A 22,054-nucleotide genomic window follows, 5' to 3' on the forward strand; every position below is an offset into this window, starting at 1 on the left:
AGACACTGGCCGGGATGAACGAGACACCGATGCGCGCCCGTGCCGTGGTCGATCTGGCCGCGCTGCGGGCCAACGTGCGCGTTCTGCGGGCCCTCGCCCCCAAGGCGCAGCTGATGGCAGTGGTCAAGGCGAACGCGTACGGGCACGGCATGGTGCCCTGTGCGCGGGAGGCCCGCCGGGCGGGAGCGGCCTGGCTCGGGGCGGCCCTGCCCACGGAGGCGCTGGCGCTGCGCGCGGCGGGCGACAGAGGCCGGCTGCTGTGCTGGCTGTGGACGCCGGGCGGGCCGTTCCGGGAGGCCGTCGAGGCCGACGTCGACATCTCGGTGAGCGGGCTGTGGGCCCTGGAGGAGGTGCTGGCGGCGGTCCGCGCCGCCGGCCGCCCGGCCAGGGTCCAGTTGAAGATCGACACGGGCCTCGGCCGCAACGGCTGCACCCCCGGCGACTGGGAGAAGCTGGTCGCCGCCGCCCGCGAGGCGGAGATCGGCGGCGCGCTCCGCGTCACCGGCGTCTGGTCGCACTTCGCCTGCGCGGACGAGCCCGGGCACCCGTCCATCCGGGCCCAGCTCGACGTCTTCCGGGACGCGGTCGCGTACGCGGAGGCCCAGGGCCTCGACCCCGAGGTGCGGCACATCGCCAACTCGCCGGCGGTCCTGACCCTCCCCGAGACCCACTTCGACCTGGTCCGCACCGGGGTGGCCGTCTACGGGATATCCCCGAGCCCCGAGATCGGCACCCCGGCCGACTTCGGGCTGCGCCCCGTGATGACCCTGACCGCCTCCCTGGCGTCCGTGAAGCGGGTGCCCGCGGGGCTGGGCGTGTCGTACGGCCACCAGTACACGACCCCCGGCGAGACGACCCTCGCCCTCGTCCCCCTCGGCTACGCGGACGGCATCCCGCGCGCCGCCTCCGGCACCGGCGAGGTGCTGATCGGCGGCCGACGGCGGCGGATCGCGGGGCGCGTCGCGATGGACCAGTTCGTGGTCGACCTCGGCGACGACACGGCCGAGGCGGGCGACGAGGCCGTCCTCTTCGGCCCCGGCGACCGGGGCGAGCCCACCGCGGAGGACTGGGGGCGCGCGACCGGGACGATCGGGTACGAGGTCATCACGCGGATCACCCAGCGGGTGCCGCGGGTGTACGTGGGGGCGGACGACACTCCGGACGGGGCCGGTACGCCGCCCGTCGAGCCGGGGGCGGCCGGATGACCGAGGCGGGCGGCGTCCCGGACCCGGCCGCCCTCGGCGCCGTAGCCGCCGCGGCCGCCCGCCCCGGCCGGGCCGGCACGTCCGGCTGGCTGCGCGGCGCCGGGGTCGCCGGCGCGGCCGTGGGCGTCCTCGCGGCCGGCGCGGCGGCGGGCGTCGCCGTGGAACGGCTGACCGTCGGCCGCGGCATGCGCCGCAAGGCGCGGCTGGCCCTGGACTCGACGGGCCCCTACGGGACGCTGCGCGGCACCCCGGGAACGGCCGTCGCCGACGACGGAACCGAGCTGTACTACGAGGTCGAGGAGGCGGCGGACGCCGCTCCAGGGTCCGGCGGGCCGCCCGTGACCGTCGTCTTCAGCCACGGCTACTGCCTCAACCAGGACTCCTGGCACTTCCAGCGCGCCGCCCTGCGCGGCGCCGTCCGCGCCGTCTACTGGGACCAGCGCAGCCACGGCCGCTCCGAGCGGGGGCGCGGGCAGCGCGACGGCGCCGGGACGGTCTCCATCGACCTGCTGGGCCGCGACCTCAAGGCCGTCATCGAGGCGGCGGCGCCCGAGGGGCCGCTGGTGCTGGTGGGGCACTCGATGGGCGGGATGACGCAGATGGCGCTGGCCTCCCAGTACCCCGGGCTGATCGAGGAGCGGGTGGCCGCCGCGGCGTTCGTCGGCACGTCCTCCGGCCGGCTCGCCGAAGTGACCTTCGGGCTGCCCGCCCTGGGCATCAACGTCGTGCGGCGCGTGCTGCCCGGCGCCTTCCGGCTGATGACCGCCCAGACGGAGCTGGTCGAGAAGGGGCGCCGGCTCAGCGCCGATCTGCTTGCCGGGGTCTACCGGCGCTACTCGTTCGGCGCCCGGGACGTCGACCCGGGGGTGGCCCGGTTCGCCGAGCGGCTGCTGGAGAGCACCCCGGTCGACGTCGTCGCCGAGTTCTACCCGGCGTTCGCCGAACACGACAAGACGGCGGCGCTCGACGTCTTCCGCGGGGTGCCGGTGCTTGTGCTCGCCGGCGAGAAGGATCTGATCACTCCCGCGTCGCACAGCGAGGCCATGGCCGCGGCGCTTCCCGACGCGGAGCTCGTCCTCGTCCCCGGGGCGGGTCATCTGGTGATGCTCGAACAGCCCGCGACGGTCGACGCGCGCCTGGCCGATCTCCTCGCCGCGGCGGGCGTGGGCGGCGCGGGGCGTCGTGACGCGGCGGGGGTGTGGGGGGAGGGCTGAGGGGGCTCGCCCCTGTCCGGTGGTCGGGGACGTCCCGGCGCGCCCACGCTCAGCCCGTTGGGGGTGCCCCCTCTGGGGGAGCTTGAGGACAACCGCGCGGAGCGCGGTTTCGGGGTCCGGGGGCTTGCCCCCGGGAATCGGCGAAGGGGCGGGACTGGGGCACCGCCCTCGCACGTGCCTCACGCGCTCCCGGCGCGAGCGATCCCCGGGCACGCGTGCGCGGTGACGGGGGGATTGCCCCGGCCCCGCCCTTTCACCGTTTCCCGGGGCTCCGCCCCGGACCCCGCATCGCGGCTGCGCCGCGAGGTCCTCAAACGCCGGACGGGCTGAGTGTGCGGCTTCGCCGAAGAAGCTTTCAAACGCCGGACGGGCTGAGCCCCCCACACCCCGTACCATCGGGCGGTATGAACGCCCCGCTCCATTCCACCGGCGCGACCCCTACGACCGCCGCGCAGCTCACCGTCCGGACGTCCGAGGACATGCGGGAACTGGGCCGCAGGCTCGCCGGGCTGCTGCGTGCCGGTGATCTGGTGCTGCTCTCGGGTGAGCTGGGGGCGGGCAAGACGACGCTGACGCGGGGGCTCGGGGAGGGGCTGGGGGTCCGGGGGGCCGTCACGTCGCCGACGTTCGTGATCGCCCGGGTGCACCCGTCGCTGACCGGCGGGCCGGCCCTCGTGCACGTCGACGCCTACCGGCTGTCCGGCGGGCTCGACGAGATGGAGGACCTGGACCTCGACGTCTCGCTGCCCGAGTCGGTGACGGTCGTGGAGTGGGGCGACGGCAAGGTCGAGGACCTGTCGGAGGACCGCCTCCGCGTCGTCATCGAACGCGCGGTGGGCGCCGAGGCGCCCGCGCCGGACGGTGACGACGCCGGTGCCGAGGCAGACGACGTCCGTACGGTCACGGTGAGCGGCGTGGGCGAGCGCTGGGCCGGGGCCGATCTGTCTCCGCTGGCCTTCTCTTAGCGCCTACTTCCACGCCCCCGCCGCCGCGGCCCGCTCCGCGTACGTCGTGAAGTCCACCGGCTCACGGCCCAGCACCTGCCGCACCCCGTCGGTCACGGTGGCCGTGTGCCCCTCCCGGTGGAGGGCGAACAGCGCGTCCAGGGCCCTGACCGCCGGCTCCGGGAGGCCGGCGGCCAGCAGTTCGGCGCGGTACTCCGCCGGGGTCAGCTCCACGTACGCCAGCTCCCGGCCGGCCGCCCGGCCCATCACCGTCACGGCCTCGTCGAACGTCAGGGGGCGTGGGCCGGACACCTCGGTCACGCCGTCCGTGTGCGCGGTGCGCGTGAGCAGTGCGGCGGCCACCGCCGCGACGTCGTCCGCGTCGATGAACGGCTCCGGGACGTCCCCGATCGGCAGGGCCAGGCGGCCGTCGAGCAGCGGGCCCCGCCACAGGTCCTCGTCGAAGTTCTGGTTGAAGTTGTTCGCCCGCAGGACGGCCCACTCCGCTCCGGAGGCGCGCACCGCCTCCTCGGCCGTGGCCATGCCCTGTCCGAAGTCGGGGCCGACGTGTTCGATGCCCCGGCCCGAGAGGGCCACGAACCGGCCGACGCCCGCCCGTACGGCCTGGGCGGTGAACTCCGGTACCGCCTCGTACCCCTCGTCGGGGGCGACCAGGTAGACGGCCGAGGCGCCGTCCAGGGCGCCGGACCAGCCGGCGGGCTCGGTCCAGTCGAAGCGGACCTCGCCGGAGCGGGACGCGGCCCGGACGGGTACGCCCGCGGCGCGCAGCTCGCGCACCACGCGGCGGCCGGTCTTGCCGGTCGCCCCGAGGACGAGGACCGGGCGCGGGTCGGTGGAAGACATGTCGGTGGAAGACATAAGACTGTTGGTCATGCGGACGAGTCAACCCGGCGCCCGCCGCACGGGACATAGGCGGTCATCCGCACTCCATGTCCGGTCGTCCGCGCCGACCGCGCGGCTCCGCATATCGTGCCGATCATGGACCCCTTCGACGACCTGCTGCGCGGCGTCCGCGCCAACGGCGCCGTCTTCGCCGGCTCGGTGCTGACACCGCCGTGGACGCTGCGCTTCACCGAGGACGCCTACCTCACCCTGTGCGTCCCCCTGAGCGGGACGGGCTGGATCGTCCGGGACGACGGCGGGGAGCCGCAGCCGCTGCGCACGGGCGAGGCCGCGATCGTGCGCGGGCTGGAACCGTTCGCCTTCACGGACGATCCCGGGACGGGCCAGGACGCGGGGGGCGGTGACGGTCCCGCCATGCTCCTGGCCGGCGCCTACCGCGTTCCCGGCGAAGTGCCGCGCAGGCTGCTGTGCGCCCTCCCGCCGGTCGCCGTCGTCCCCGACGAACACGACTGCGCCGCGATGCGCGGCTACCTGGAGGCCCAGCTCACCACCGGCCTGCCCGGCCGGCAGATCGTGGTCGACCGGCTGCTCGACTGGCTGCTGGTGTGCACGCTGCGCCAGTGGTTCGACCGGCCCGGGGCCGCCCCGCCCGCCTGGTACCTGGCGCTGGGGGACGACGTGGTGGGCCCCGCCCTGCGCGCGATGCACGAGGCCCCGGAGCGGGCCTGGACCCTGCCGTCGCTGGCGGCGGTCGCCGGGGTGTCCCGTTCCACGTTCGCCAAGCGCTTCCAGGCGCTGCTGGGCGAGCCGCCGCTGACCTACCTGACGGAATGGCGCATGGCGCTGGCCGCCGACCTGCTGTCCGAGCCCGGCATGACGGTGGCCGCCGTGGCCCGGCGCGTCGGCTACGCCGATCCGTTCGGCTTCAGCGCGGCGTTCAAGCGGGTGAGGGGTGTGAGCCCGAGTGCCCACCGGGCGGAGCTCGAACCGTCGTCGGTCCTGCCGTCTCCCCTGGCCCGGCTCGCGCGGGCGTCAAAGCCGGCCCGCGAGAAGTAACCGACAAGGTGTCGGGAAGATGTTGCGATGTTGCCGTCGGGCGTGGTGACATGGAGGCAGAGACATGGTGAGGCATGCCTGACCTTGACCGGCTGCCCGAGGAGGCGTTCATGTCGGCCCACGAGCCCCAGCCCTCAGCGGCCATGGACGATCGAGGGAGCGACGAGCGGACGCCCTCGGTGCGCGACCTCCTGGCCGCCTGCGCCGCCGCCGACGCGGTCTCCACACCGCCGCGGGCACCGGCGCCCGGTCCCGTACCGGACGCGGACGTCGACGACGAGGGGGAGCCGGACGGCCCGCACCGCCGGGCCGCGGCCTGACGCGAAGCGGTCTGACACGCTGCGGTCTGACGCGAAGGGCCTGATGCCGAGTGGCCCCTGCCGCTACGGGACCACGACCACCTTGGTGCCCTTGGGCGCGAACTCCCACATGGCCAGCCCGTCGGCCGGCTTCTCGCGGACGCCGCCCGTCTTCTTCGTCGGGTCCGGCTGCGGCGGGGAGCCGTCCACGGCGGCGCTGAAGCCGAAGACGACCCCGTTCGCGTCCCGCAGGAAGCGCACGATGTGCTCCAGGCGCACGCCGTCCGACCCGGGGCCGTTGAGGTCGCGGGAGGTCACCGCGTACGTCCCCGGCTGCGGGTTGACCGTGCTGGGCGTGACCTCGAAGGACCGCACGTCCTTGGTGTCGCCGCTCACCAGCCACACCCGCTTCTGGCCCACCGAGTAGACGACCCGCTTGCCCGTGCCCGAGCCGCTCGGCACGGCCGGCGGGGCGTCCTTGCGCGTGCCGCCCTTGCCCTTGTCGTCCTTGCCCGGGCCCTTGGCGTCGCCGGGCGTCGCGGAGGCGGCGGCGGACGAACGGTGGACGCGGTGGGGCGCGGCCGACGCCTCGTAGGCGAGGTAACCCACCACGGCCAGTGCCGCCGCGGTGAGCCCGGTCACGAAGATCCCGGAGCTGCTGCGTGCCACCCTGCGCACCCTTTCGTCCTCCGTACGGCCATGCGGCGTACGGTCATCCGCCCCGACCGTAGCACTCGGGCGCGCCCCCGCCGCGCCCCCGAGGCGCCTCCGGGGCGCCCCTGGGATACCTCTGAACCGGGCCCACGCGGGCACCGGCGGCCCCACGGCGCGCCGTAGGCTTGTCACTGTGCTGCTGCTCGCTCTTGATACCGCCACGCCCGCCGTCACCGTAGCCCTCCACGACGGGGACTCCGCCGTCGCCGAGTCCCACCAGGTGGACGCCCGCCGCCACGGGGAGCTCCTGCTGCCGGCCGTGGACCGGGTGCTCGCCGAGGCCGGCCGCACGCTGGACGAGCTCACCGGCGTCGTCGTCGGCGTCGGCCCCGGCCCGTACACCGGCCTGCGCGTCGGCATCGTCACGGCCCTGACCTTCGGCGCGGCGCTCGACGTGCCGGTGCACGGCCTGTGCTCGCTGGACGGCATCGCCTACGCGGCCGGGGCCGCCGGGCTGGCCGGCGAGTTCGTGGTGGCCACGGACGCCCGCCGCAAGGAGGTCTACTGGGCGCGCTACGCCGACGCCCGGACCCGCGTCACCGAGCCCGCCGTCGACCGGCCCGCCGAGCTGACCGAGCCGCTGGCCGGGCTGACGGCCGTCGGCGCGGGCGCCGTCCTGTACGCCGACGCCTTCACGGACGTCCGGGCCGACCTGCCGCAGCACCAGTCGGCGGCGGCGCTGGCCGCGCTCGCCGCGGAGAAGCTGCGCACGGAGGGTCCGGACGCCGGGTTCCTGCCCGTCCAGCCGCTGTACCTGCGCCGCCCGGACGCCCAGGTGCCGGCCAACTACAAGGTGGTCACACCGAAGTGAGCCCTTCAGCGAGCCCGTCCGCGGGCCCCTCGGATCCCGGAACGGAGACCGTGCGCGTCCGTGAGATGCGCTGGTGGGACATCCCGGCCGTGCTGGAGCTGGAACGCGCGCTGTTCCCCCAGGACGCCTGGTCCAAGGGGCTGTTCTGGTCCGAGCTGGCGCACGCGCGCGGCGCCAACGCCAACCGGCGCTACCTCGTCGCCCAGGACACGGCCGGGCGCGTCGTCGGCTACGCGGGCCTCGCGGCCGTCGACGGCACGGGTGACGTGCAGACCATCGCCGTCGCCACCGACCACTGGAGCACCGGCCTCGGCACCCGGCTGCTCCGCGAACTGCTCGCCGCCGCCACCGCCTTCGAGTGCCGCGAGGTGCTGCTGGAGGTCCGGGTGGACAACACCCGCGCCCAGCGCCTCTACGAGCGCTTCGGCTTCGAGCCCGTCGGCATCCGGCGCGGCTACTACCAGCCGGGCAACGTCGACGCGCTCGTGATGCGCCTGCCCACGGAAACGGAATCCGACGGCGGCCCCGCCGCGGACACCAACGCAGTGCAAGAGGGAATGACCCATGGCTCCACTGACTGACGAACCGCTCGTCCTCGGCATCGAGACCTCGTGCGACGAGACGGGCGTCGGCATCGTCCGCGGTCACACCCTGCTCGCCGACGCGGTCGCCTCCAGCGTGGACGAGCACGCGCGCTTCGGCGGCGTCGTCCCCGAGGTGGCCTCCCGGGCCCACCTGGAGGCGATGGTCCCCACCATCCAGCGGGCGCTGAAGGAGGCCGGCGTCTCCGCCAAGGACCTCGACGGCATCGCCGTCACCGCGGGCCCGGGCCTCGCCGGCGCCCTCCTCGTCGGCGTCTCGGCGGCGAAGGCGTACGCCTACGCCCTCGGCAAGCCGCTCTACGGCGTCAACCACCTCGCGTCGCACATCTGCGTCGACCAGCTGGAGCACGGCGCCCTGCCCGAGCCGACGATGGCCCTGCTGGTCAGCGGCGGCCACTCGTCGCTCCTCCTCGCCCCGGACATCACCTCCGACGTCCGGCCCCTCGGCTCGACCATCGACGACGCGGCGGGCGAGGCGTTCGACAAGGTGGCCCGCGTGCTCAACCTGGGCTTCCCCGGCGGCCCGGTCATCGACCGCTACGCCCGCGAGGGCGACCCCGAGGCCATCCGGTTCCCCCGCGGCCTCACCGGCCCCCGCGACCCCCTCTACGACTTCTCCTTCTCCGGCCTCAAGACCTCCGTCGCCCGCTGGATCGAGGCGAAGCGCGCGGCGGGCGAGACGGTGCCGGTGGCGGACGTCGCCGCCTCCTTCCAGGAGGCCGTGGTGGACGTCCTCACCCGCAAGGCCGTCCGCGCCTGCAAGGACCACGGCGTCGACCACCTGATGATCGGCGGCGGCGTCGCCGCCAACACCCGCCTCCGCGCCATGGCCGAACGCCGCTGCGAGGACGCCGGCATCACCCTGCGCGTCCCCCGCCCCAAGCTCTGCACCGACAACGGCGCGATGGTCGCGGCCCTCGGCGCCGAAATGGTCGCCCGCGGCCGCGCCGCCTCCTCCTGGGACCTCCCGGCGGACTCGTCCCTGCCGGTGACGGAGCCGCATGTGCCGGGCACGCACGAGGAGCCGGCCGGCCACGCGCACTCCCATGGACATGGCCACTCCCACTCCCACGACCACGTCCACGAGTTGAGCAAGCAGAACCTGTACGACGCCTAGCCCGCCACCCGGCGGGCGCGTCACGGACTCACGCGCCCGCCGACCCAACGGCCCGCCTCCGTCGGCCCGTTCGCGGCATTCCGCCCCGAGCCGCCGCGCTGTACCTTTACCCGGTGTCGAGGGGGCAGCGTGAATCCTTCCTGGCGCAAGCCCGCGCCGCTGGGCTGGTCGGCCGCGCGCGAAGGGCAGTACACGACCGCGGCGCCCCTCCTGGGCGGCGCGAGCATCACCCTGCTGGGGCTCGTCATCACGGACCGCGAGAGGTTCCGCTGGCCGGACCCCACGCTGTTCGCCCTCGCCCTGACCGCGCTCTTCATGGTCATGGCGGTGGTCTGGGGAGTCCGCTCCCGGCAGTACCTCTACTCGCGCGGCGACGTCGAAGCGTGGTGGGGCCCGCTCACCGAGATGCCCGACAGCCGGCACGCGGAGCTCATCCAGGACCAGCGGGAGCACTACTCCACCTGGGCCAGGCTGGCCGGCCGCGCCGACTTCTGCTACACGTCCGGGCTCCTGTGCCTGGCGGCGGGAAGCAGCCTGGCCCTGGCCCCGCCGGCCCACGCGGCGGCACCCGCGTGGCGGTGGTGCGCCGCGGGGACGGCGGCCGCCCCGGTGGCGGCCGTGCTCCTCACCTGGGCGGTGCGCTTCTTACGTGACGTACTGCGGAGCTGAGGGCGACGGACCGGCCGCCCGATCGCCCGTTCACGACCCGACCGACACAGCGACAAGGAGCACCATGCCCCCACGCCAGTGCCCCGCGTGCGACGCCGCCCCGAGCGAGCGGGACACCCACTACGCGGACTGCCCGTTGAAGGACGTCCCGCTGTCGCAGGTCGCCGGCCTGACACTCGACGAGGCCCGGGTGAAGGCGGCGCGGTGGCAGTCGCGGAACACCTGACCCACGGAGGTCCGCCTGGTCCCGCCGGCGTCAGGGAAGCAGGGCGGAGGTGTCCAGTACGGGGTAGGGAGCGGGGAGCGCGAGCTTTCCGCCGAGCTCGGTGCTCGTGGTGGTCCGGTAGCGGCTCCGGCCCGGCCGCTGTGGGTCCTCGCCGGGCTCGGAGTGGACGTACACCCGGCCGTCCTCCCGGTTGACGAGCACGTAGACCGGGATTTCCGCGGCGGCGTAACCGCGGTACTTGGGGCCGGTGTCCGTCTCGTGGTGGTCGGACGTCACCTCGCCGACGAGGGCGAGCAGGCCCATCGGGTACCAGCCCCTGTGGGCCGCGTAGTGCGCCTCGTCCTGCTCGGTGGGCGAGTGCTTCAGGATGTGGAAGTCGGGGATGACCAGGGTGCGGGTCCCGCCATCGCCGTCCCCGCCCAGGCCCTCGCGGAAGCCCATTCCCGTGCCCGCCCACCGGACCCCGGCCGAGTACAGCTGACGGGTGAGTTCGAGCCGCGCCTTGCCGTGGCCGTAGTCCGGCGGCGGTGGCACGATCACCGTCCCCTCCAGGTACTCCGGCCGGATCGGCGCCTCGGACGCTTCTTCGAACGCGATCAGCAGATCGACGGGGTCCTGTTCACCGGGGCCTTGCCCGCGCGGCCCGTCCCCCGGCTCGGTGAGGGGATGGGGGTCCATCGCCGTCCTCCCTGGTCCTCGTCGGCCGGCCGCTCACGGCCGGTGCTACGCCCGGATCTCCTGCCCGATCAGCATCGTCGGGGCGCCCGCCACCCGCGTAAGGACGATCACACAAGAGTTCACTCCTTCGAGCTTCAGCTTCTTGCGCAGTTCCTCCGGCTCCACCGCCGAGCCCCGCTTCTTGATGACGGCCACGCCGATGCCGCGCTCGCGGACGAGGGCTTTGAGTTTCTTGAGGTTGAAGGGGAGGACGTCGGTGATCTCGTACGCGGAGGCGTACGGGGTGGGGCGGAGTTCGTCGGAGGTGATGTAGGCGATCGTCTCGTCGATCAGGCTGCCCGACACCTCGGCCGCGACGTCCGCGACGAGGTGGGCGCGGATGACCGCGCCGTCGGGCTCGTACAGGTAGCGGCCGACCGGGCGGACCGCGGGGTCGGGGAGGCCGGTGCCGGTCAGGGTGGTGCCGGCCGGGAGGAGGGTCGCGCGGCGGGTGCCGGGGGTGGTGCCGAACCACAGGACGGCCTCCTTCACGTCGCCGCCGTCCGAGATCCACTCCGCCTCGGCGTCCTCGGGGATCGCCTCGTGCGGGACGCCCGGAGCGATCTTCAGGGCGGCGTGCGGGGCCGTGCGGGCCGCCTCGACGGCCCAGGACAGGGGCGGGGAGTACGCCTCGGGGTCGAAGATGCGGCCCCGGCCGCCGCGCCGCGCCGGGTCGGCGAAGACCGCGTCGTACCCGGAGACGTCGACCTCCGTCACGTCCGCGCAGCGCACCTCGATCAGGTCCGACAGGCCCAGCGCCGCCGCGTTGGCCCGGGCCACCGCGCAGGTCAGCGGGTCGCGGTCCACGGCGAGGACGGAGACGCCGGCCCGGGCCAGGGCGATGGCGTCGCCGCCGATGCCGCAGCACAGGTCGGCCAGGCGGCGTACGCCGAGGTCCGCGAAGCGGCGGGCCCGGTACGTGGCGACGGAGGCGCGGGTGGCCTGCTCGACGCCGTTCGGCGTGAAGTACATGCGGTACGCGTCCTCGGTACCGAACTTCGCCACCGCCCGCTGCCGCAGCCGCGCCTGCCCGAGGGCGGCCGAGACCAGTTCGGCGGGGTGGTCGCGGCGCAGCCGGGTCGCGACGGCCAGTTCCCGGGCCGGGTCGTGGTCGCGCAGTTCGTCCAGGAGCCGGCGGCCCTCGTCGGTGAGGAGGGCGGCGAAGCCGTCGACGGCGGTGGGGGCGCTGGTATCGGTGTTCGGGGCGTTCTGGGTGTTCGGAGCGGGCACCTGACCATTCTCGTGCACCGCGCGCGTTCGCCTCCTCCGCTGTGCGATCACCCGAACTGATGAACAAGAATCGTTCCTGTGACTCCGTCTGGAACCGGCCGAAGCCGAATACGCAGCTCCGCCCGTCTCGCCCTCGTCCCGCTCTGCGCCGCCGCCCTGCTGCTCTCCGGGTGCTCCTCGGGGTCGGACGGCAAGAAGCACGGGAGCGGCGGGACGGCCACCGGCACCGCGAAGGCCACCGAGCAGCCCAGGGAGAAGCGGAGCACCTCCACCCCCGACGCCGCCGCCTACCGCCGCTGGGGCCTCGACAAGCCACTCGCCCCGCCCCCGGCCCCGCCCGGCACCCGGCTCACCGAGCACCACAAGGGCGGGACGCCGCAGATCGTCCGGCGGGTGCCGACGAAGGACAAGGTCGTCTTCCTGACCTTCGACGACGGCGCCGAGAAGGACCCGGCGTTCCCGCGCATGGCCAAGGACCTCAAGCTGCCGTTCAGCATGTTCCTGACGGACAGCGCCGCGCGCGCCGGGCGCGGCTACGGCTACTTCGACGAGCTGCGCGCCCTCGGCAACGGCGTGCACAACCACACGCTCACCCACCCCAACCTGCGCACCCTGTCCCCCGAGGCGCAGAAGCGGGAGATCTGCGGGCAGCAGGAGACGCTGAAGAAGCGGTTCGGCAAGCGGCCGGAGCTGTTCCGTCCGCCGTACGGCAACTACAACGACGCCACCCTGGCGGCGGCCGGCTCCTGCGGGATCAAGGCCGTCGTGCTGTGGGAGGCGACGATGCAGATCAATGACATGAGGTACGCCGAAGCGGGGAAGCTTCGTCCCGGCGACATCGTGCTCGCGCACTTCCGCGGTCCCGCGGAGCTCAAGGGCACGACGATGACGCGGATGGTCGCCAACATGGTGCGCAGCGTGCAGCGGCAGGGGTTCACCGTGGCGCGGCTGGAGGACTACGTCTGACGGCGGGTGCGGCAGGGGCTCCGACGGCGGTTGCGGAACAGGCTCCGACGGGGAGTGCGGCACGGGCTCCGACGGCCGGTCCGGCACCGGGCGGAGGGGCGCGCGACGCGCCCGGACGCCCCCGGCGCGCACCCGCAAATTGGCACTCCGCTTGACCGAGTGCTAAGCGCGTCATAGTCTCGGCTCCGTTGGCACTCTCCACCGGCGAGTGCCAAACACAGCGACGGGCAGGTCCGGCACCCGCGACGACGGATCCACCTGGTCGCCACCTCAGACAATTGACCCCGTGAGATCTCCGAAGGGGGAGGTCGGATCGTGACGACCGCCAGCTCCAAGGTTGCCATCAAGCCGCTCGAGGACCGCATCGTGGTCCAGCCGCTGGACGCCGAGCAGACCACGGCCTCTGGCCTGGTCATCCCGGACACCGCGAAGGAGAAGCCCCAGGAGGGTGCCGTCCTCGCCGTGGGCCCGGGCCGATTCGAGAACGGCGAGCGCCTGCCGCTCGACGTCAAGGTCGGCGACGTCGTGCTCTACAGCAAGTACGGCGGCACCGAGGTGAAGTACAACGGCGACGAGTACCTCGTCCTCTCGGCCCGCGACGTCCTCGCGATCATCGAGAAGTAGTTCACCCCGAAGCTTTCGAATTCTCGAGGCTTTTGTTCTGTGCCCCTGGTACCCGCGTCCAACAACCGGGCGCCGGGGGCGCAGTTCGTTTGAGAGACACGGCGAAGGATACGTAACCCATGGCGAAGACCCTGAAGTTCGACGAGGACGCCCGTCGCGCCCTCGAGCGCGGCGTCAACAAGCTTGCCGACACGGTCAAGGTGACGATCGGTCCCAAGGGCCGCAACGTCGTCATCGACAAGAAGTTCGGCGCCCCCACCATCACCAACGACGGCGTCACCATCGCGCGCGAGGTCGAGCTGGAGGACGCGTACGAGAACCTGGGCGCCCAGCTCGTCAAGGAGGTGGCGACCAAGACCAACGACATCGCGGGTGACGGCACCACCACCGCGACCGTGCTGGCCCAGGCGCTGGTCCGCGAGGGTCTGCGCAACGTCGCCGCCGGCGCCTCCCCGGCCGCCCTGAAGAAGGGCATCGACGCCGCGGTCAAGGCCGTCTCCGACGAGCTGCTCGCGACCTCGCGTCCGATCGACTCCAAGTCCGACATCGCCGCCGTGGCCGCGCTGTCCGCCCAGGACAAGCAGGTCGGCGAGCTCATCGCCGAGGCGATGGACAAGGTCGGCAAGGACGGCGTCATCACCGTCGAGGAGTCCAACACCTTCGGCCTGGAGCTCGACTTCACCGAGGGCATGGCCTTCGACAAGGGCTACCTCTCGCCCTACATGGTCACCGACCAGGAGCGTATGGAGGCCGTCCTCGACGACCCGTACATCCTGATCCACCAGGGCAAGATCTCCGCCATCGCCGACCTGCTCCCGCTGCTGGAGAAGGTCATCCAGGCCGGTGGCTCCAAGCCGCTGCTGATCATCGCCGAGGACGTCGAGGGCGAGGCCCTCTCCACCCTCGTCGTCAACAAGATCCGCGGCACGTTCAACGCCGTGGCCGTCAAGGCCCCCGGCTTCGGCGACCGCCGCAAGGCGATGCTGGGCGACATGGCCACCCTCACCGGTGCCACCGTCGTCGCCGAGGAGGTCGGCCTCAAGCTCGACCAGGTCGGCCTGGACGTGCTCGGCTCCGCCCGCCGCGTGACCATCACCAAGGACGACACCACCATCGTCGACGGCGGCGGCAACTCGGACGAGGTCGCCGGCCGCGTGGCCCAGATCAAGGCCGAGATCGAGACCACCGACTCGGACTGGGACCGCGAGAAGCTCCAGGAGCGCCTCGCCAAGCTCGCCGGCGGCGTGTGCGTCATCCGCGTCGGCGCGGCCACCGAGGTCGAGCTCAAGGAGAAGAAGCACCGTCTGGAGGACGCCATCTCCGCGACCCGCGCCGCGGTCGAGGAGGGCATCGTCTCCGGTGGTGGCTCCGCCCTGGTCCACGCCGTCAAGGTGCTGGACGACAACCTGGGCAAGGACGGCGACGAGGCCACCGGTGTCGCGGTCGTCCGCCGCGCCGCCGTCGAGCCGCTGCGCTGGATCGCCGAGAACGCCGGCCTGGAGGGCTACGTCATCACCTCCAAGGTCGCCGAGCTCGACAAGGGCCAGGGCTTCAACGCCGCGACCGGCGAGTACGGCGACCTGGTCGCCGCCGGCGTCATCGACCCGGTGAAGGTCACCCGCTCCGCCCTGGAGAACGCCGCCTCCATCGCCTCCCTGCTGCTCACGACCGAGACCCTGGTCGTCGAGAAGAAGGAAGAGGAGCCCGAGGCCGGCCACGGCCACGGTCACGGCCACGCCCACTGAGGCCACGCCCACCGAGGCACCGGCACCACCGCCGAGGCCCGGCACCCCCGTCCGCGGGGGTGCCGGGCCTCCGGCATGTCCGGTGCGGGGCGCGTCAGTTGGGCCCGTACCGGCGGCCCGTCGAGGACGACACCCGGGCGACCGCACCCCGCGGCATCAGCTTCGACAGACCCGTCAGCGCCTTGTACCGGGGATCGGGCACCGACAGGGACTTCCCGCGCGCCAGGTCCTTCAGCGCCGCGTCCACCAGCCGGTCCGCGTCCAGCCACATCCAGCCCGGGATGTTGTCCGTCCCCATCCCGGCCCGCGCGTGGAACTCCGTCCGGACGAAGCCCGGGCACAGCGCCATCAGCCGCACCCCGCTGCCCGCCAGGTCCCGCGCCGCGCCCTGGGTGAACTGCACCACCCACGCCTTGCTCGCCCCGTACGTCCCGCGCGGCACGAACGCGGCGACGGACGCCACGTTGATCACCCCGCCGCGCCGCCGCTCCCGCATCCCGCGCGTGGCCGCCATGGTCAGCCGCAGCACCGCCTCGCAGTGCACCTTGAGCATGGTGAGCTCGTCCTGGACGGTGACCTCCAGGAAGCGGCCCTTGTTGCCGAACCCGGCGTTGTTGACCAGCAGATCGACGGGCTGCTTGCGGTCCGAGAGCCGTTCCTCGACGGCGGCGATGCCGTCCTCCGTCGAGAGGTCGGCCCGCAGCACCTCCACCTCCACCCGGTGCCGGTCGTGGAGTTCGGTCGCCTGTTCGCCCAGCCGCTTCTCGTCGCGGGCCACGAGCACCAGGTGGTGACCCTCGGCGGCCAGCCGTCGCGCGAAGGCCGCGCCGATGCCGGCCGTCGCTCCCGTGATCAGTGCAGTCGTCATACGGGAACGTTAGTGCCCGGCGCCACCGCGTGGCGGCTTGCCTTCCGTCAGGCCGGTACCTCCTCGGCGGCCGGTGGCGACGCCACGTACCGCTCGGCCTTCGCCCGCAGGTCGGGGTGCAACCCGTCGCCGGCCGCCAGAACACGGGGCAGCAGCGCCCGTTCGGTCGTCCGGGCGCGGAAGGCGAAGGCGACGCTGACCTCGTGACCGGGGCGGTGGACGACGGTGACGGGATCACCCGCACGGACCTCCCCCGGTTCGAGCACCCGCAGGTACGCGCCCGGGGCGGCCTCCTCGGTGAACCGCCGCATCCAGCCCCGCTCGCCCAGCCAGTCGGCGAACGTCCGGCAGGGGACGCGCGGCGAGGTGACCTCCAGCAGCAGCCGGCCGCCGACCCGCCACCGCTCCCCGATCCGGGCGCCGCTCACGTCCACCCCGGACGTGGTGAGGTTCTCGCCGAACGAACCGTCCGGCAGCGTCCGGCCCAGCTGCCGCTCCCAGCGGTCGAGGTCCTCCCGGGCGAAGGCGTACACCGCCTGGTCGTTCCCGCCGTGGTGCTTCCACGAGACGACCGCGTCACCGGCGAGCCCGCTGCCGGCCTCGCCCTTGGGCCCGGGCGCGGCCACCGCCACCGGCCCGGCCACGGGCCGCTTGTCGATGCCGGAGGCGAGGCCGGCCGCGAAGGCGCTGTCCGGCAGGGAGCGGTCGGCGGCGGTACGGGGACGTCCGACGTTGACGGAGAGGATGCGCATCCGACGAGGTTAGGCGGTGGGCACCGGCCCAAGGCCGCCCCGGCCGCCGCCCCCGGCCGCCCCAAAGGTCCTGACCGGTATTTCCGGTCTCCTCCAAGCGCCGCTTATGCTTTTTCTATGATCGAGGCCCGCCACCTGCGCGTGCTGCGCGCCGTGGCCACCACCGGTTCGTTCTCCGCCGCAGCCCGGGAGCTGGGCTGCACCCAGCCCGCCGTCAGCCAGCAGATGAAGGCCCTGGAGCAGTCCGCGGGCACCCCGCTGCTCGTCCGCACCGGCCGCGAGACGCGGCTCACCGAGGCGGGCCGGGCGCTCGTCCGGCACGCCGCCGGCATTCTCGCCGGGCTCACCGCCGCCGAGGAGGAGATCGCCGCCATCGCCGGGCTGCGCGCGGGCCGGGTGCGGCTGGTCTCCTTCCCCAGCGGCAGCTCGACGCTGGTCCCCACCGCCCTCGCCGGGATGCGCGCCGCCCGTCCCGGGATCCAGATCTCCCTGGAGGAGGCCGAGCCGCCGCGCTCGGTGGAGATGCTGCGGGCCGGTGACTGCGAGATCGCGCTGGCCTTCCGCTACCCCGAGACGCGCGGCCCGGGCTCTCCGGCGGGCGCGGACGCGGAGGCCGACGGGGGCTGGGGCAAGGACGACCTCGTCGTCCGGCCGCTGCTCACCGACCGCCTCGTCGGCGTGGTCCCCGAGGGGCACCCGCTGGCGGACGCTGAGCGGATCGGCATCGACGAGTTCGCCGGCGAGCCGTGGATCGCGGGCTGCCCGCGCTGCCGCCGGCACCTGGTGGAGATCTGCGAGAACGCGGGCTTCACCCCGCGGATCGACTTCGCGACGGACGACTACCCGGCGGTGTTCGGCCTGGTCGGCGCCGGTCTCGGGGTGGCCGTGATGCCGGAGCTCGCGGTGGAGTCGGTACGCCACCGGGGGGCGAGGACGGTGCCGGTGGAGCCGGCCGTGGAGCGGGAGGTCGTGGCGCTGACCCTGCCGGACCTGGCGCGGGTGCCGGCCGTCGCGGAGATGCTCGACCGGCTGGCGGCGGCGGCGCGCCGCTGAGCGCGGGCCCGGGGGCCGTGGGCGTACACGCCCCCTCGCAGGCCGAACACGCTCCGTGACCGGCCCGAGTGTGCCTCACCCTCCGTCACGGGACGGCCGGCGCCCGGCCGCCCCGCCGGCCTCACGCGCTCATCGGGCTCGTGCCGCCCGCCGGTACCGGCCGCTGTCGCGCCCGGCCCATGAGCTCCTCGCGTTCGTCCTCGGTGAGTCCGCCCCACACCCCGTAGGGTTCCCGGACCGCCAGCGCGTGCGCCGCGCACTCCGCGCGCACCGGGCAGCGCATGCAGACCTCTTTCGCCGAGGTCTCGCGGGCGCTGCGGGCGGCGCCGCGCTCGCCCTCCGGGTGGAAGAACAGCGAGCTGTCGACGCCGCGGCAGGCGGCCAGCAGCTGCCAGTCCCACAGGTCGGCGTTGGGGCCGGGGAGCCGGGAGAAATCTGCCATTGCGTGTCCCCTCGAAACGGATCGAAGCGCATCGATGCGACGGTGGTGGGACCGCGGTGGTACCGGCGGGCCCGTCAGGATCCCTATGAGCAGATGAAAATATGACTCATTGCGAATCTAGCCACAGTTGTCCACGAATGTGAAGAAAAACGGCTCCAAGCGGGCAAATGGGGCACGACTCGAACGATCTGACGAGCGCCCCCCGTGCGCCCTGCTCCGTATCCGGGCCCTCACGTAGAGTGCCGAACACGGCCGACCAAGCCCGTAACTCTTTCGGGTGACCGTCGTTGAGAGTGCGGAGGCGGTTGGCGAATGCAGCGGTCGGGCAGGTGTCCGAGATGGTCCGCGGCGGTCTGCTCAGCAGGTGTCTCGCCAATCGCGCAGGTGACGATCAGTACCAGCCTGGAGGCTCAAGGTGACGCGCATCAGCTGCGGAGGACGGCCATGACATCCGTCCTCGTCTGCGACGACTCCCCGCTTGCCCGAGAGGCGCTCCGGCGTGCGGTGGCGACCGTGCCCGGCGTCGAGCGCGTGACGACGGCGGCCAACGGCGAGGAAGTCCTCCGCCGCTGGGGCGCCGATCGTTCGGACCTCATTCTGATGGACGTACGCATGCCCGGTCTGGGCGGCGTCGAGACGGTGCGCCGGCTGCTCTCCGCTGACCCCGGCGCCCGCATCATCATGCTCACGGTCGCCGAGGACCTGGACGGGGTGGCCCTCGCGGTCGCCGCCGGCGCCCGCGGCTACCTGCACAAGGACGCCTCGCGCGCCGAGCTGCGCGCCACGGTGACCCAGGCGCTCGCCGACCCCACCTGGCGGCTCGCCCCCCGGCGGCTGCGCTCGGCCGAGATGGGCGCGGCGCCCACCCTCACCGCCCGGGAGATCCAGGTGCTGGAGGGTATGAGCCACGGGCGGTCCAACGCCGAGATCGGCCGCGAGCTCTTCCTCTCCGAGGACACCGTGAAGACGCACGCCCGGCGGCTGTTCAAAAAGCTGGGCGCCTCCGACCGGGCGCACGCCGTGGCCCTCGGCTTCCGCTGGGGCCTGGTCCGCTAGCGGCGGAGCGGGTACGCGGCGCCGCGCGGTCGCGGCGCGTGGTCACACCTCGGGCGACGACGGCCGGTGTCGGCAGGGCCGTCGCCGGAAAAGAGGAACCGGACGGACCCCGCGCGGGCGGGGCGTCCCGGGTCGGCGCGGTGCCGGGTGACGCGCACGGCGACCCCGCGGCGCCGACGCCCGGCGCCGAAAGCCCGACGGATGCCGCATCCTTGAGGTGTGACTCCTCCCCGCCAGAGGCCGGCTCTTCTCGCTCGGCCAGAAGAGACCTCATGACGGACAGGCGCAGCCCGTGGTCGTACGGCCGGACGCCGGACGGCACGGGCCCAAGCTATCGGCGGAGTCGTGGGCGCGGGGCGGGTATACCCGGAAGGGGGCGACGCGAGACGTGAGTGCGAGGACACCGACGCGTAACGGTTCGACGCACAACTATGAAGGCGGTGCCGTGGATCGTCGGACACCCAGGCACCATGGACCGATGCGCGACGACGAGACCCCGGGGCCGCTCCTCGCCACGGGTCCGGCCGCAGCCCCCCCGACGGGCCCCGGCACGGGCCCGGCCACCGGCACACCCGCGGGAGCGCCCGCCGGTGCGGCGTCCGGAGCGGCGACGGGGCCGGGCGAGATCGGCGCCCTCGTCACCCGGGCCGTCGAGGGCGACCGGCGCGCCACCCACGACCTGCTCGCCCTGGTGCACCCGCTGGCGCTGCGTTACTGCCGCACCCGGCTGTCGCGGCTGCCCGGCGACGCCCGGCACTTCGTGGACGACCTCGCCCAGGAGGTCTGCCTCGCCGTGCTCTGCGCGCTGCCCCGCTACCGGGACACCGGCCGGCCCTTCGAGGCGTTCGTCGTCGCCATCGCCGCGCACAAGGTCGCCGACCTCCAGCGGGCGGCCATGCGCCACCCCGGCAGCACGGCCGTCCCCTCCGACGAGATGCCCGAGCAGCCCGACGACTCCCTCGGCCCCGAGGAGCGGGCGCTGCTCAGCAGCGACGCGGAGTGGGCCAAGAAGCTGCTCGCCAACCTCCCGGAGAACCAGCGCGAGCTGGTGCTGCTCCGGGTCGCCGTGGGGCTGACCGCGGAGGAGACCGGGCAGATGCTGGGCATGTCGCCGGGCGCGGTCCGGGTCGCCCAGCACCGGGCGCTGAGCAGGCTGCGGGCGCTCGCCGAACAGTGAGCGCCGACGCCTTCGCAAAAGGGTTCGTAGGAACACCCAAGTGACGCGATCCTCACCGATCGTGGAATGGGACACCTGCGGCGGCCGTTAGCATGGGAGTCCTCGCTGAGGCAAGGGGGTTCCGGGTCCCGCGGCGGCAGCCGCCGGTGACGGCCCCGCCCGGCCCCGCCCGCAGAACTCCGTATTTGGGAAGGTGTCATGACTGACCACGCCGCCGGGATGCCCGCCAAGTTCGCGATGCTCGGTCTGACCTACGACGACGTCCTGCTGCTGCCGGGCGCCTCCGAGGTGCTGCCGAACGCGGTCGACACCTCCTCCCGTGTCTCCCGCAACGTCCGGGTCAACATCCCGCTGCTCTCCGCCGCCATGGACAAGGTCACCGAGGCCCGGATGGCCATCGCCATGGCCCGCCAGGGCGGCGCGGGCGTCCTCCACCGCAACCTGTCCATCGAGGACCAGGCCAACCAGGTCGACCTGGTCAAGCGCTCCGAGTCCGGCATGGTGACCGACCCGATCACCGTCCGCCCGGACGCCACCCTGGCCGAGGCCGACGCGCTGTGCGCCCGCTTCCGCATCAGCGGTGTGCCGGTCACCGACCCGGCGGGCAAGCTGCTCGGCATCGTCACCAACCGCGACATGGCCTTCGAGACGGACCGCAGCCGCGCCGTGCGCGAGGTCATGACGCCGATGCCGCTGGTCACCGGCAAGGTCGGCATCTCCGGCGAGGACGCCATGGAGCTGCTCCGCCGCCACAAGATCGAGAAGCTGCCGCTGGTGGACGACGCCGGCGTGCTCAAGGGCCTCATCACGGTCAAGGACTTCGTCAAGGCCGAGCAGTACCCCAACGCCGCCAAGGACGCCGAGGGCCGCCTCGTCGTCGGCGCGGCGGTCGGCGTCGGCGCCGAGGCGTACGAGCGGGCCCAGGCGCTCGTCGAGGCCGGCGCGGACTTCCTCGTCGTGGACAGCGCCCACGGCCACAGCCGCGGCATCCTCGACATGATCTCCAAGGTGAAGTCCAACATCGACGTGGACGTCGTCGGCGGCAACGTCGCCACCCGCGACGGCGCCCAGGCGCTGATCGACGCCGGTGTGGACGGCGTCAAGGTCGGCGTCGGCCCCGGCTCCATCTGCACCACCCGCGTGGTCGCCGGCATCGGCGTCCCGCAGGTCACCGCCATCTACGAGGCCGCCCAGGCGTGCCACGCGGCCGGCGTCCCGCTGATCGGCGACGGCGGCCTGCAGTACTCCGGCGACATCGCCAAGGCCATCGCCGCCGGTGCCGACACGGTGATGCTCGGCTCGCTGCTCGCGGGCTGCGAGGAGTCGCCGGGCGAGATGGTCTTCATCAACGGCAAGCAGTTCAAGTCCTACCGGGGCATGGGCTCGCTCGGCGCGATGCAGTCCCGCGGCCAGGCGCGCTCCTTCTCCAAGGACCGCTACTTCCAGGACAACGTCCTCTCCGAGGACAAGCTGGTGCCCGAGGGCATCGAGGGCCAGGTGCCCTACCGCGGCCCGCTGTCCTCCGTCGCCCACCAGCTGATCGGTGGACTCCGGGCGTCCATGGGATATGTGGGATCCGCCAATGTGCAGGAGCTCAAGGACAAGGGCACCTTCGTGCGGATCACCTCGGCGGGGCTCAAGGAGAGCCACCCGCACGACATCCAGATGACGGTCGAGGCGCCGAACTACTCGCGGCGGTGAAC

General features: G+C 73.6%; 24 protein-coding genes. 17 read left to right on the forward strand and 7 right to left on the reverse strand.

All coding sequences use genetic code 11. From position 1 onward, the window contains the following. Window positions 1-14: 14 nt before the first annotated feature. The 3 genes from alr (at window position 15) to tsaE (ending at window position 3,384) form a co-directional block, all read left to right on the forward strand. Entirely contained in the window at window positions 15-1,205 is a 1,191-nt protein-coding gene (gene alr, locus K7I03_RS18785; RefSeq protein ID WP_185942507.1) for an alanine racemase, read from the forward strand. Continuing rightward, complete coding sequence (locus K7I03_RS18790; protein WP_224347112.1) at window positions 1,202-2,419, forward strand: alpha/beta fold hydrolase; 1,218 nt, start codon at window positions 1,202-1,204, stop codon at window positions 2,417-2,419. Before alr ends, K7I03_RS18790 begins: the two co-directional genes overlap by 4 nt. 404 nt (window positions 2,420-2,823) lie before the next feature. Beyond that, window positions 2,824-3,384, forward strand: a complete 561-nt coding sequence (tsaE, locus tag K7I03_RS18795) for a tRNA (adenosine(37)-N6)-threonylcarbamoyltransferase complex ATPase subunit type 1 TsaE (RefSeq protein ID WP_185942508.1) — start codon at window positions 2,824-2,826, stop codon at window positions 3,382-3,384. A 3-nt stretch (window positions 3,385-3,387) separates the two neighbouring features. Here tsaE and K7I03_RS18800 read toward each other — a convergent pair whose 3' ends face one another. After that, complete coding sequence (locus K7I03_RS18800; protein WP_224347113.1) at window positions 3,388-4,257, reverse strand: NmrA family NAD(P)-binding protein; 870 nt, start codon at window positions 4,255-4,257, stop codon at window positions 3,388-3,390. A 105-nt stretch (window positions 4,258-4,362) separates the two neighbouring features. Between K7I03_RS18800 and K7I03_RS18805 the strand changes: the two genes are divergently transcribed. Together K7I03_RS18805 and K7I03_RS18810 are read left to right on the forward strand one after the other, a co-directional pair. Further along, a complete protein-coding gene (locus K7I03_RS18805; protein ID WP_185942509.1) occupies window positions 4,363-5,283 on the forward strand; it encodes an AraC family transcriptional regulator in 921 nt (306 codons plus the stop codon). A 74-nt stretch (window positions 5,284-5,357) separates the two neighbouring features. Beyond that, window positions 5,358-5,603, forward strand: coding sequence for a hypothetical protein (locus K7I03_RS18810; protein WP_185942541.1), 246 nt, complete (start codon window positions 5,358-5,360; stop codon window positions 5,601-5,603). Window positions 5,604-5,666: 63 nt separating this feature from the next. On the opposite strand, the gene K7I03_RS18815 is transcribed toward K7I03_RS18810, so the two are convergent. Continuing rightward, window positions 5,667-6,251, reverse strand: a complete 585-nt coding sequence (locus tag K7I03_RS18815) for a hypothetical protein (protein ID WP_185942510.1) — start codon at window positions 6,249-6,251, stop codon at window positions 5,667-5,669. A gap of 178 nt (window positions 6,252-6,429) precedes the next feature. Here K7I03_RS18815 and tsaB point away from each other — a divergent pair, with 178 nt between their 5' ends. From tsaB to K7I03_RS18840, 5 genes are all read left to right on the forward strand, one after another. Next, window positions 6,430-7,107: a tRNA (adenosine(37)-N6)-threonylcarbamoyltransferase complex dimerization subunit type 1 TsaB gene (gene tsaB / locus K7I03_RS18820; protein WP_185942511.1), complete on the forward strand. Its 678-nt coding sequence runs from the start codon at window positions 6,430-6,432 to the stop codon at window positions 7,105-7,107. 65 nt (window positions 7,108-7,172) lie between these two features. After that, window positions 7,173-7,688, forward strand: a complete 516-nt coding sequence (rimI, locus tag K7I03_RS18825; protein WP_185942538.1) for a ribosomal protein S18-alanine N-acetyltransferase — start codon at window positions 7,173-7,175, stop codon at window positions 7,686-7,688. Continuing rightward, the gene (gene tsaD, locus K7I03_RS18830; protein WP_185942539.1) at window positions 7,681-8,826 is read left to right on the forward strand and encodes a tRNA (adenosine(37)-N6)-threonylcarbamoyltransferase complex transferase subunit TsaD; all 1,146 of its coding nucleotides are present in this window, start codon (window positions 7,681-7,683) and stop codon (window positions 8,824-8,826) included. Before rimI ends, tsaD begins: the two co-directional genes overlap by 8 nt. A 129-nt stretch (window positions 8,827-8,955) precedes the next feature. Then, on the forward strand, window positions 8,956-9,495 hold the full coding sequence (locus K7I03_RS18835) for a hypothetical protein (RefSeq protein ID WP_185942512.1): 540 nt from the start codon (window positions 8,956-8,958) through the stop codon (window positions 9,493-9,495). Between the two features lie 64 nt (window positions 9,496-9,559). Then, a complete protein-coding gene (locus K7I03_RS18840; RefSeq protein ID WP_185942513.1) occupies window positions 9,560-9,721 on the forward strand; it encodes a hypothetical protein in 162 nt (53 codons plus the stop codon). Between the two features lie 30 nt (window positions 9,722-9,751). On the opposite strand, the gene K7I03_RS18845 is transcribed toward K7I03_RS18840, so the two are convergent. Then, window positions 9,752-10,399 carry a Uma2 family endonuclease gene (locus tag K7I03_RS18845; protein WP_185942514.1) on the reverse strand — a complete coding sequence of 216 codons (648 nt, stop codon included), beginning with the start codon at window positions 10,397-10,399 and terminating at the stop codon, window positions 9,752-9,754. Between the two features lie 45 nt (window positions 10,400-10,444). After that, the gene (locus K7I03_RS18850) at window positions 10,445-11,668 is read right to left on the reverse strand and encodes a class I SAM-dependent methyltransferase (RefSeq protein ID WP_185942515.1); all 1,224 of its coding nucleotides are present in this window, start codon (window positions 11,666-11,668) and stop codon (window positions 10,445-10,447) included. A gap of 78 nt (window positions 11,669-11,746) precedes the next feature. Here K7I03_RS18850 and K7I03_RS18855 point away from each other — a divergent pair, with 78 nt between their 5' ends. The 3 genes from K7I03_RS18855 to groL all read left to right on the forward strand — a co-directional run bounded on the left by K7I03_RS18855 (window position 11,747) and on the right by groL (window position 15,003). Beyond that, the gene (locus K7I03_RS18855; RefSeq protein WP_185942516.1) at window positions 11,747-12,634 is read left to right on the forward strand and encodes a polysaccharide deacetylase family protein; all 888 of its coding nucleotides are present in this window, start codon (window positions 11,747-11,749) and stop codon (window positions 12,632-12,634) included. A 315-nt stretch (window positions 12,635-12,949) separates the two neighbouring features. Next, entirely contained in the window at window positions 12,950-13,258 is a 309-nt protein-coding gene (gene groES / locus K7I03_RS18860; RefSeq protein WP_004955293.1) for a co-chaperone GroES, read from the forward strand. 119 nt (window positions 13,259-13,377) lie between these two features. Next, window positions 13,378-15,003, forward strand: a complete 1,626-nt coding sequence (groL, locus tag K7I03_RS18865; RefSeq protein ID WP_185942517.1) for a chaperonin GroEL — start codon at window positions 13,378-13,380, stop codon at window positions 15,001-15,003. A gap of 94 nt (window positions 15,004-15,097) precedes the next feature. Here groL and K7I03_RS18870 read toward each other — a convergent pair whose 3' ends face one another. Together K7I03_RS18870 and K7I03_RS18875 are read right to left on the reverse strand one after the other, a co-directional pair. Then, window positions 15,098-15,871 carry an SDR family NAD(P)-dependent oxidoreductase gene (locus K7I03_RS18870; protein ID WP_185942518.1) on the reverse strand — a complete coding sequence of 258 codons (774 nt, stop codon included), beginning with the start codon at window positions 15,869-15,871 and terminating at the stop codon, window positions 15,098-15,100. Window positions 15,872-15,918: 47 nt separating this feature from the next. Next, window positions 15,919-16,623, reverse strand: a complete 705-nt coding sequence (locus K7I03_RS18875) for an MOSC domain-containing protein (RefSeq protein ID WP_185942519.1) — start codon at window positions 16,621-16,623, stop codon at window positions 15,919-15,921. A gap of 117 nt (window positions 16,624-16,740) precedes the next feature. On the opposite strand from K7I03_RS18875, the gene K7I03_RS18880 reads away from it, so the two are divergent. Continuing rightward, window positions 16,741-17,676: a LysR family transcriptional regulator gene (locus K7I03_RS18880; protein WP_185942520.1), complete on the forward strand. Its 936-nt coding sequence runs from the start codon at window positions 16,741-16,743 to the stop codon at window positions 17,674-17,676. A gap of 121 nt (window positions 17,677-17,797) precedes the next feature. Here the strand turns inward: K7I03_RS18880 and K7I03_RS18885 are convergent, their stop codons facing one another. Next, window positions 17,798-18,118 carry a WhiB family transcriptional regulator gene (locus tag K7I03_RS18885; protein WP_185942521.1) on the reverse strand — a complete coding sequence of 107 codons (321 nt, stop codon included), beginning with the start codon at window positions 18,116-18,118 and terminating at the stop codon, window positions 17,798-17,800. Window positions 18,119-18,562: 444 nt separating this feature from the next. Between K7I03_RS18885 and K7I03_RS18890 the strand changes: the two genes are divergently transcribed. The 3 genes from K7I03_RS18890 to guaB all read left to right on the forward strand — a co-directional run bounded on the left by K7I03_RS18890 (window position 18,563) and on the right by guaB (window position 22,052). Further along, window positions 18,563-19,174 carry a response regulator transcription factor gene (locus K7I03_RS18890; RefSeq protein ID WP_003948568.1) on the forward strand — a complete coding sequence of 204 codons (612 nt, stop codon included), beginning with the start codon at window positions 18,563-18,565 and terminating at the stop codon, window positions 19,172-19,174. Between the two features lie 478 nt (window positions 19,175-19,652). Further along, complete coding sequence (locus K7I03_RS18895; protein WP_221902907.1) at window positions 19,653-20,351, forward strand: sigma-70 family RNA polymerase sigma factor; 699 nt, start codon at window positions 19,653-19,655, stop codon at window positions 20,349-20,351. Window positions 20,352-20,549: 198 nt separating this feature from the next. Continuing rightward, a complete protein-coding gene (guaB, locus tag K7I03_RS18900; protein WP_185942522.1) occupies window positions 20,550-22,052 on the forward strand; it encodes an IMP dehydrogenase in 1,503 nt (500 codons plus the stop codon). The last annotated feature ends 2 nt before the right edge of the window (window positions 22,053-22,054 follow it).

Origin of the sequence: Streptomyces mobaraensis (genome assembly GCF_020099395.1) — a bacterium.
Lineage (GTDB): Bacteria > Actinomycetota > Actinomycetes > Streptomycetales > Streptomycetaceae > Streptomyces.

Coding starts and splice junctions, on each gene's coding strand:
- alr (WP_185942507.1), top strand. CDS start 15: ATGAACGAGACACCGATGCGCGCCCGTGCCGTGGTCGATCTGGCCGCG.
- K7I03_RS18790 (WP_224347112.1), top strand. CDS start 1,202: ATGACCGAGGCGGGCGGCGTCCCGGACCCGGCCGCCCTCGGCGCCGTA.
- tsaE (WP_185942508.1), top strand. CDS start 2,824: ATGAACGCCCCGCTCCATTCCACCGGCGCGACCCCTACGACCGCCGCG.
- K7I03_RS18800 (WP_224347113.1), bottom strand. CDS start 4,257: ATGACCAACAGTCTTATGTCTTCCACCGACATGTCTTCCACCGACCCG.
- K7I03_RS18805 (WP_185942509.1), top strand. CDS start 4,363: ATGGACCCCTTCGACGACCTGCTGCGCGGCGTCCGCGCCAACGGCGCC.
- K7I03_RS18810 (WP_185942541.1), top strand. CDS start 5,358: ATGCCTGACCTTGACCGGCTGCCCGAGGAGGCGTTCATGTCGGCCCAC.
- rimI (WP_185942538.1), top strand. CDS start 7,173: ATGCGCTGGTGGGACATCCCGGCCGTGCTGGAGCTGGAACGCGCGCTG.
- K7I03_RS18840 (WP_185942513.1), top strand. CDS start 9,560: ATGCCCCCACGCCAGTGCCCCGCGTGCGACGCCGCCCCGAGCGAGCGG.
- K7I03_RS18845 (WP_185942514.1), bottom strand. CDS start 10,399: ATGGACCCCCATCCCCTCACCGAGCCGGGGGACGGGCCGCGCGGGCAA.
- groL (WP_185942517.1), top strand. CDS start 13,378: ATGGCGAAGACCCTGAAGTTCGACGAGGACGCCCGTCGCGCCCTCGAG.
- K7I03_RS18870 (WP_185942518.1), bottom strand. CDS start 15,871: ATGACGACTGCACTGATCACGGGAGCGACGGCCGGCATCGGCGCGGCC.
- K7I03_RS18875 (WP_185942519.1), bottom strand. CDS start 16,623: ATGCGCATCCTCTCCGTCAACGTCGGACGTCCCCGTACCGCCGCCGAC.
- K7I03_RS18880 (WP_185942520.1), top strand. CDS start 16,741: ATGATCGAGGCCCGCCACCTGCGCGTGCTGCGCGCCGTGGCCACCACC.
- K7I03_RS18885 (WP_185942521.1), bottom strand. CDS start 18,118: ATGGCAGATTTCTCCCGGCTCCCCGGCCCCAACGCCGACCTGTGGGAC.
- K7I03_RS18890 (WP_003948568.1), top strand. CDS start 18,563: ATGACATCCGTCCTCGTCTGCGACGACTCCCCGCTTGCCCGAGAGGCG.
- K7I03_RS18895 (WP_221902907.1), top strand. CDS start 19,653: ATGCGCGACGACGAGACCCCGGGGCCGCTCCTCGCCACGGGTCCGGCC.
- guaB (WP_185942522.1), top strand. CDS start 20,550: ATGACTGACCACGCCGCCGGGATGCCCGCCAAGTTCGCGATGCTCGGT.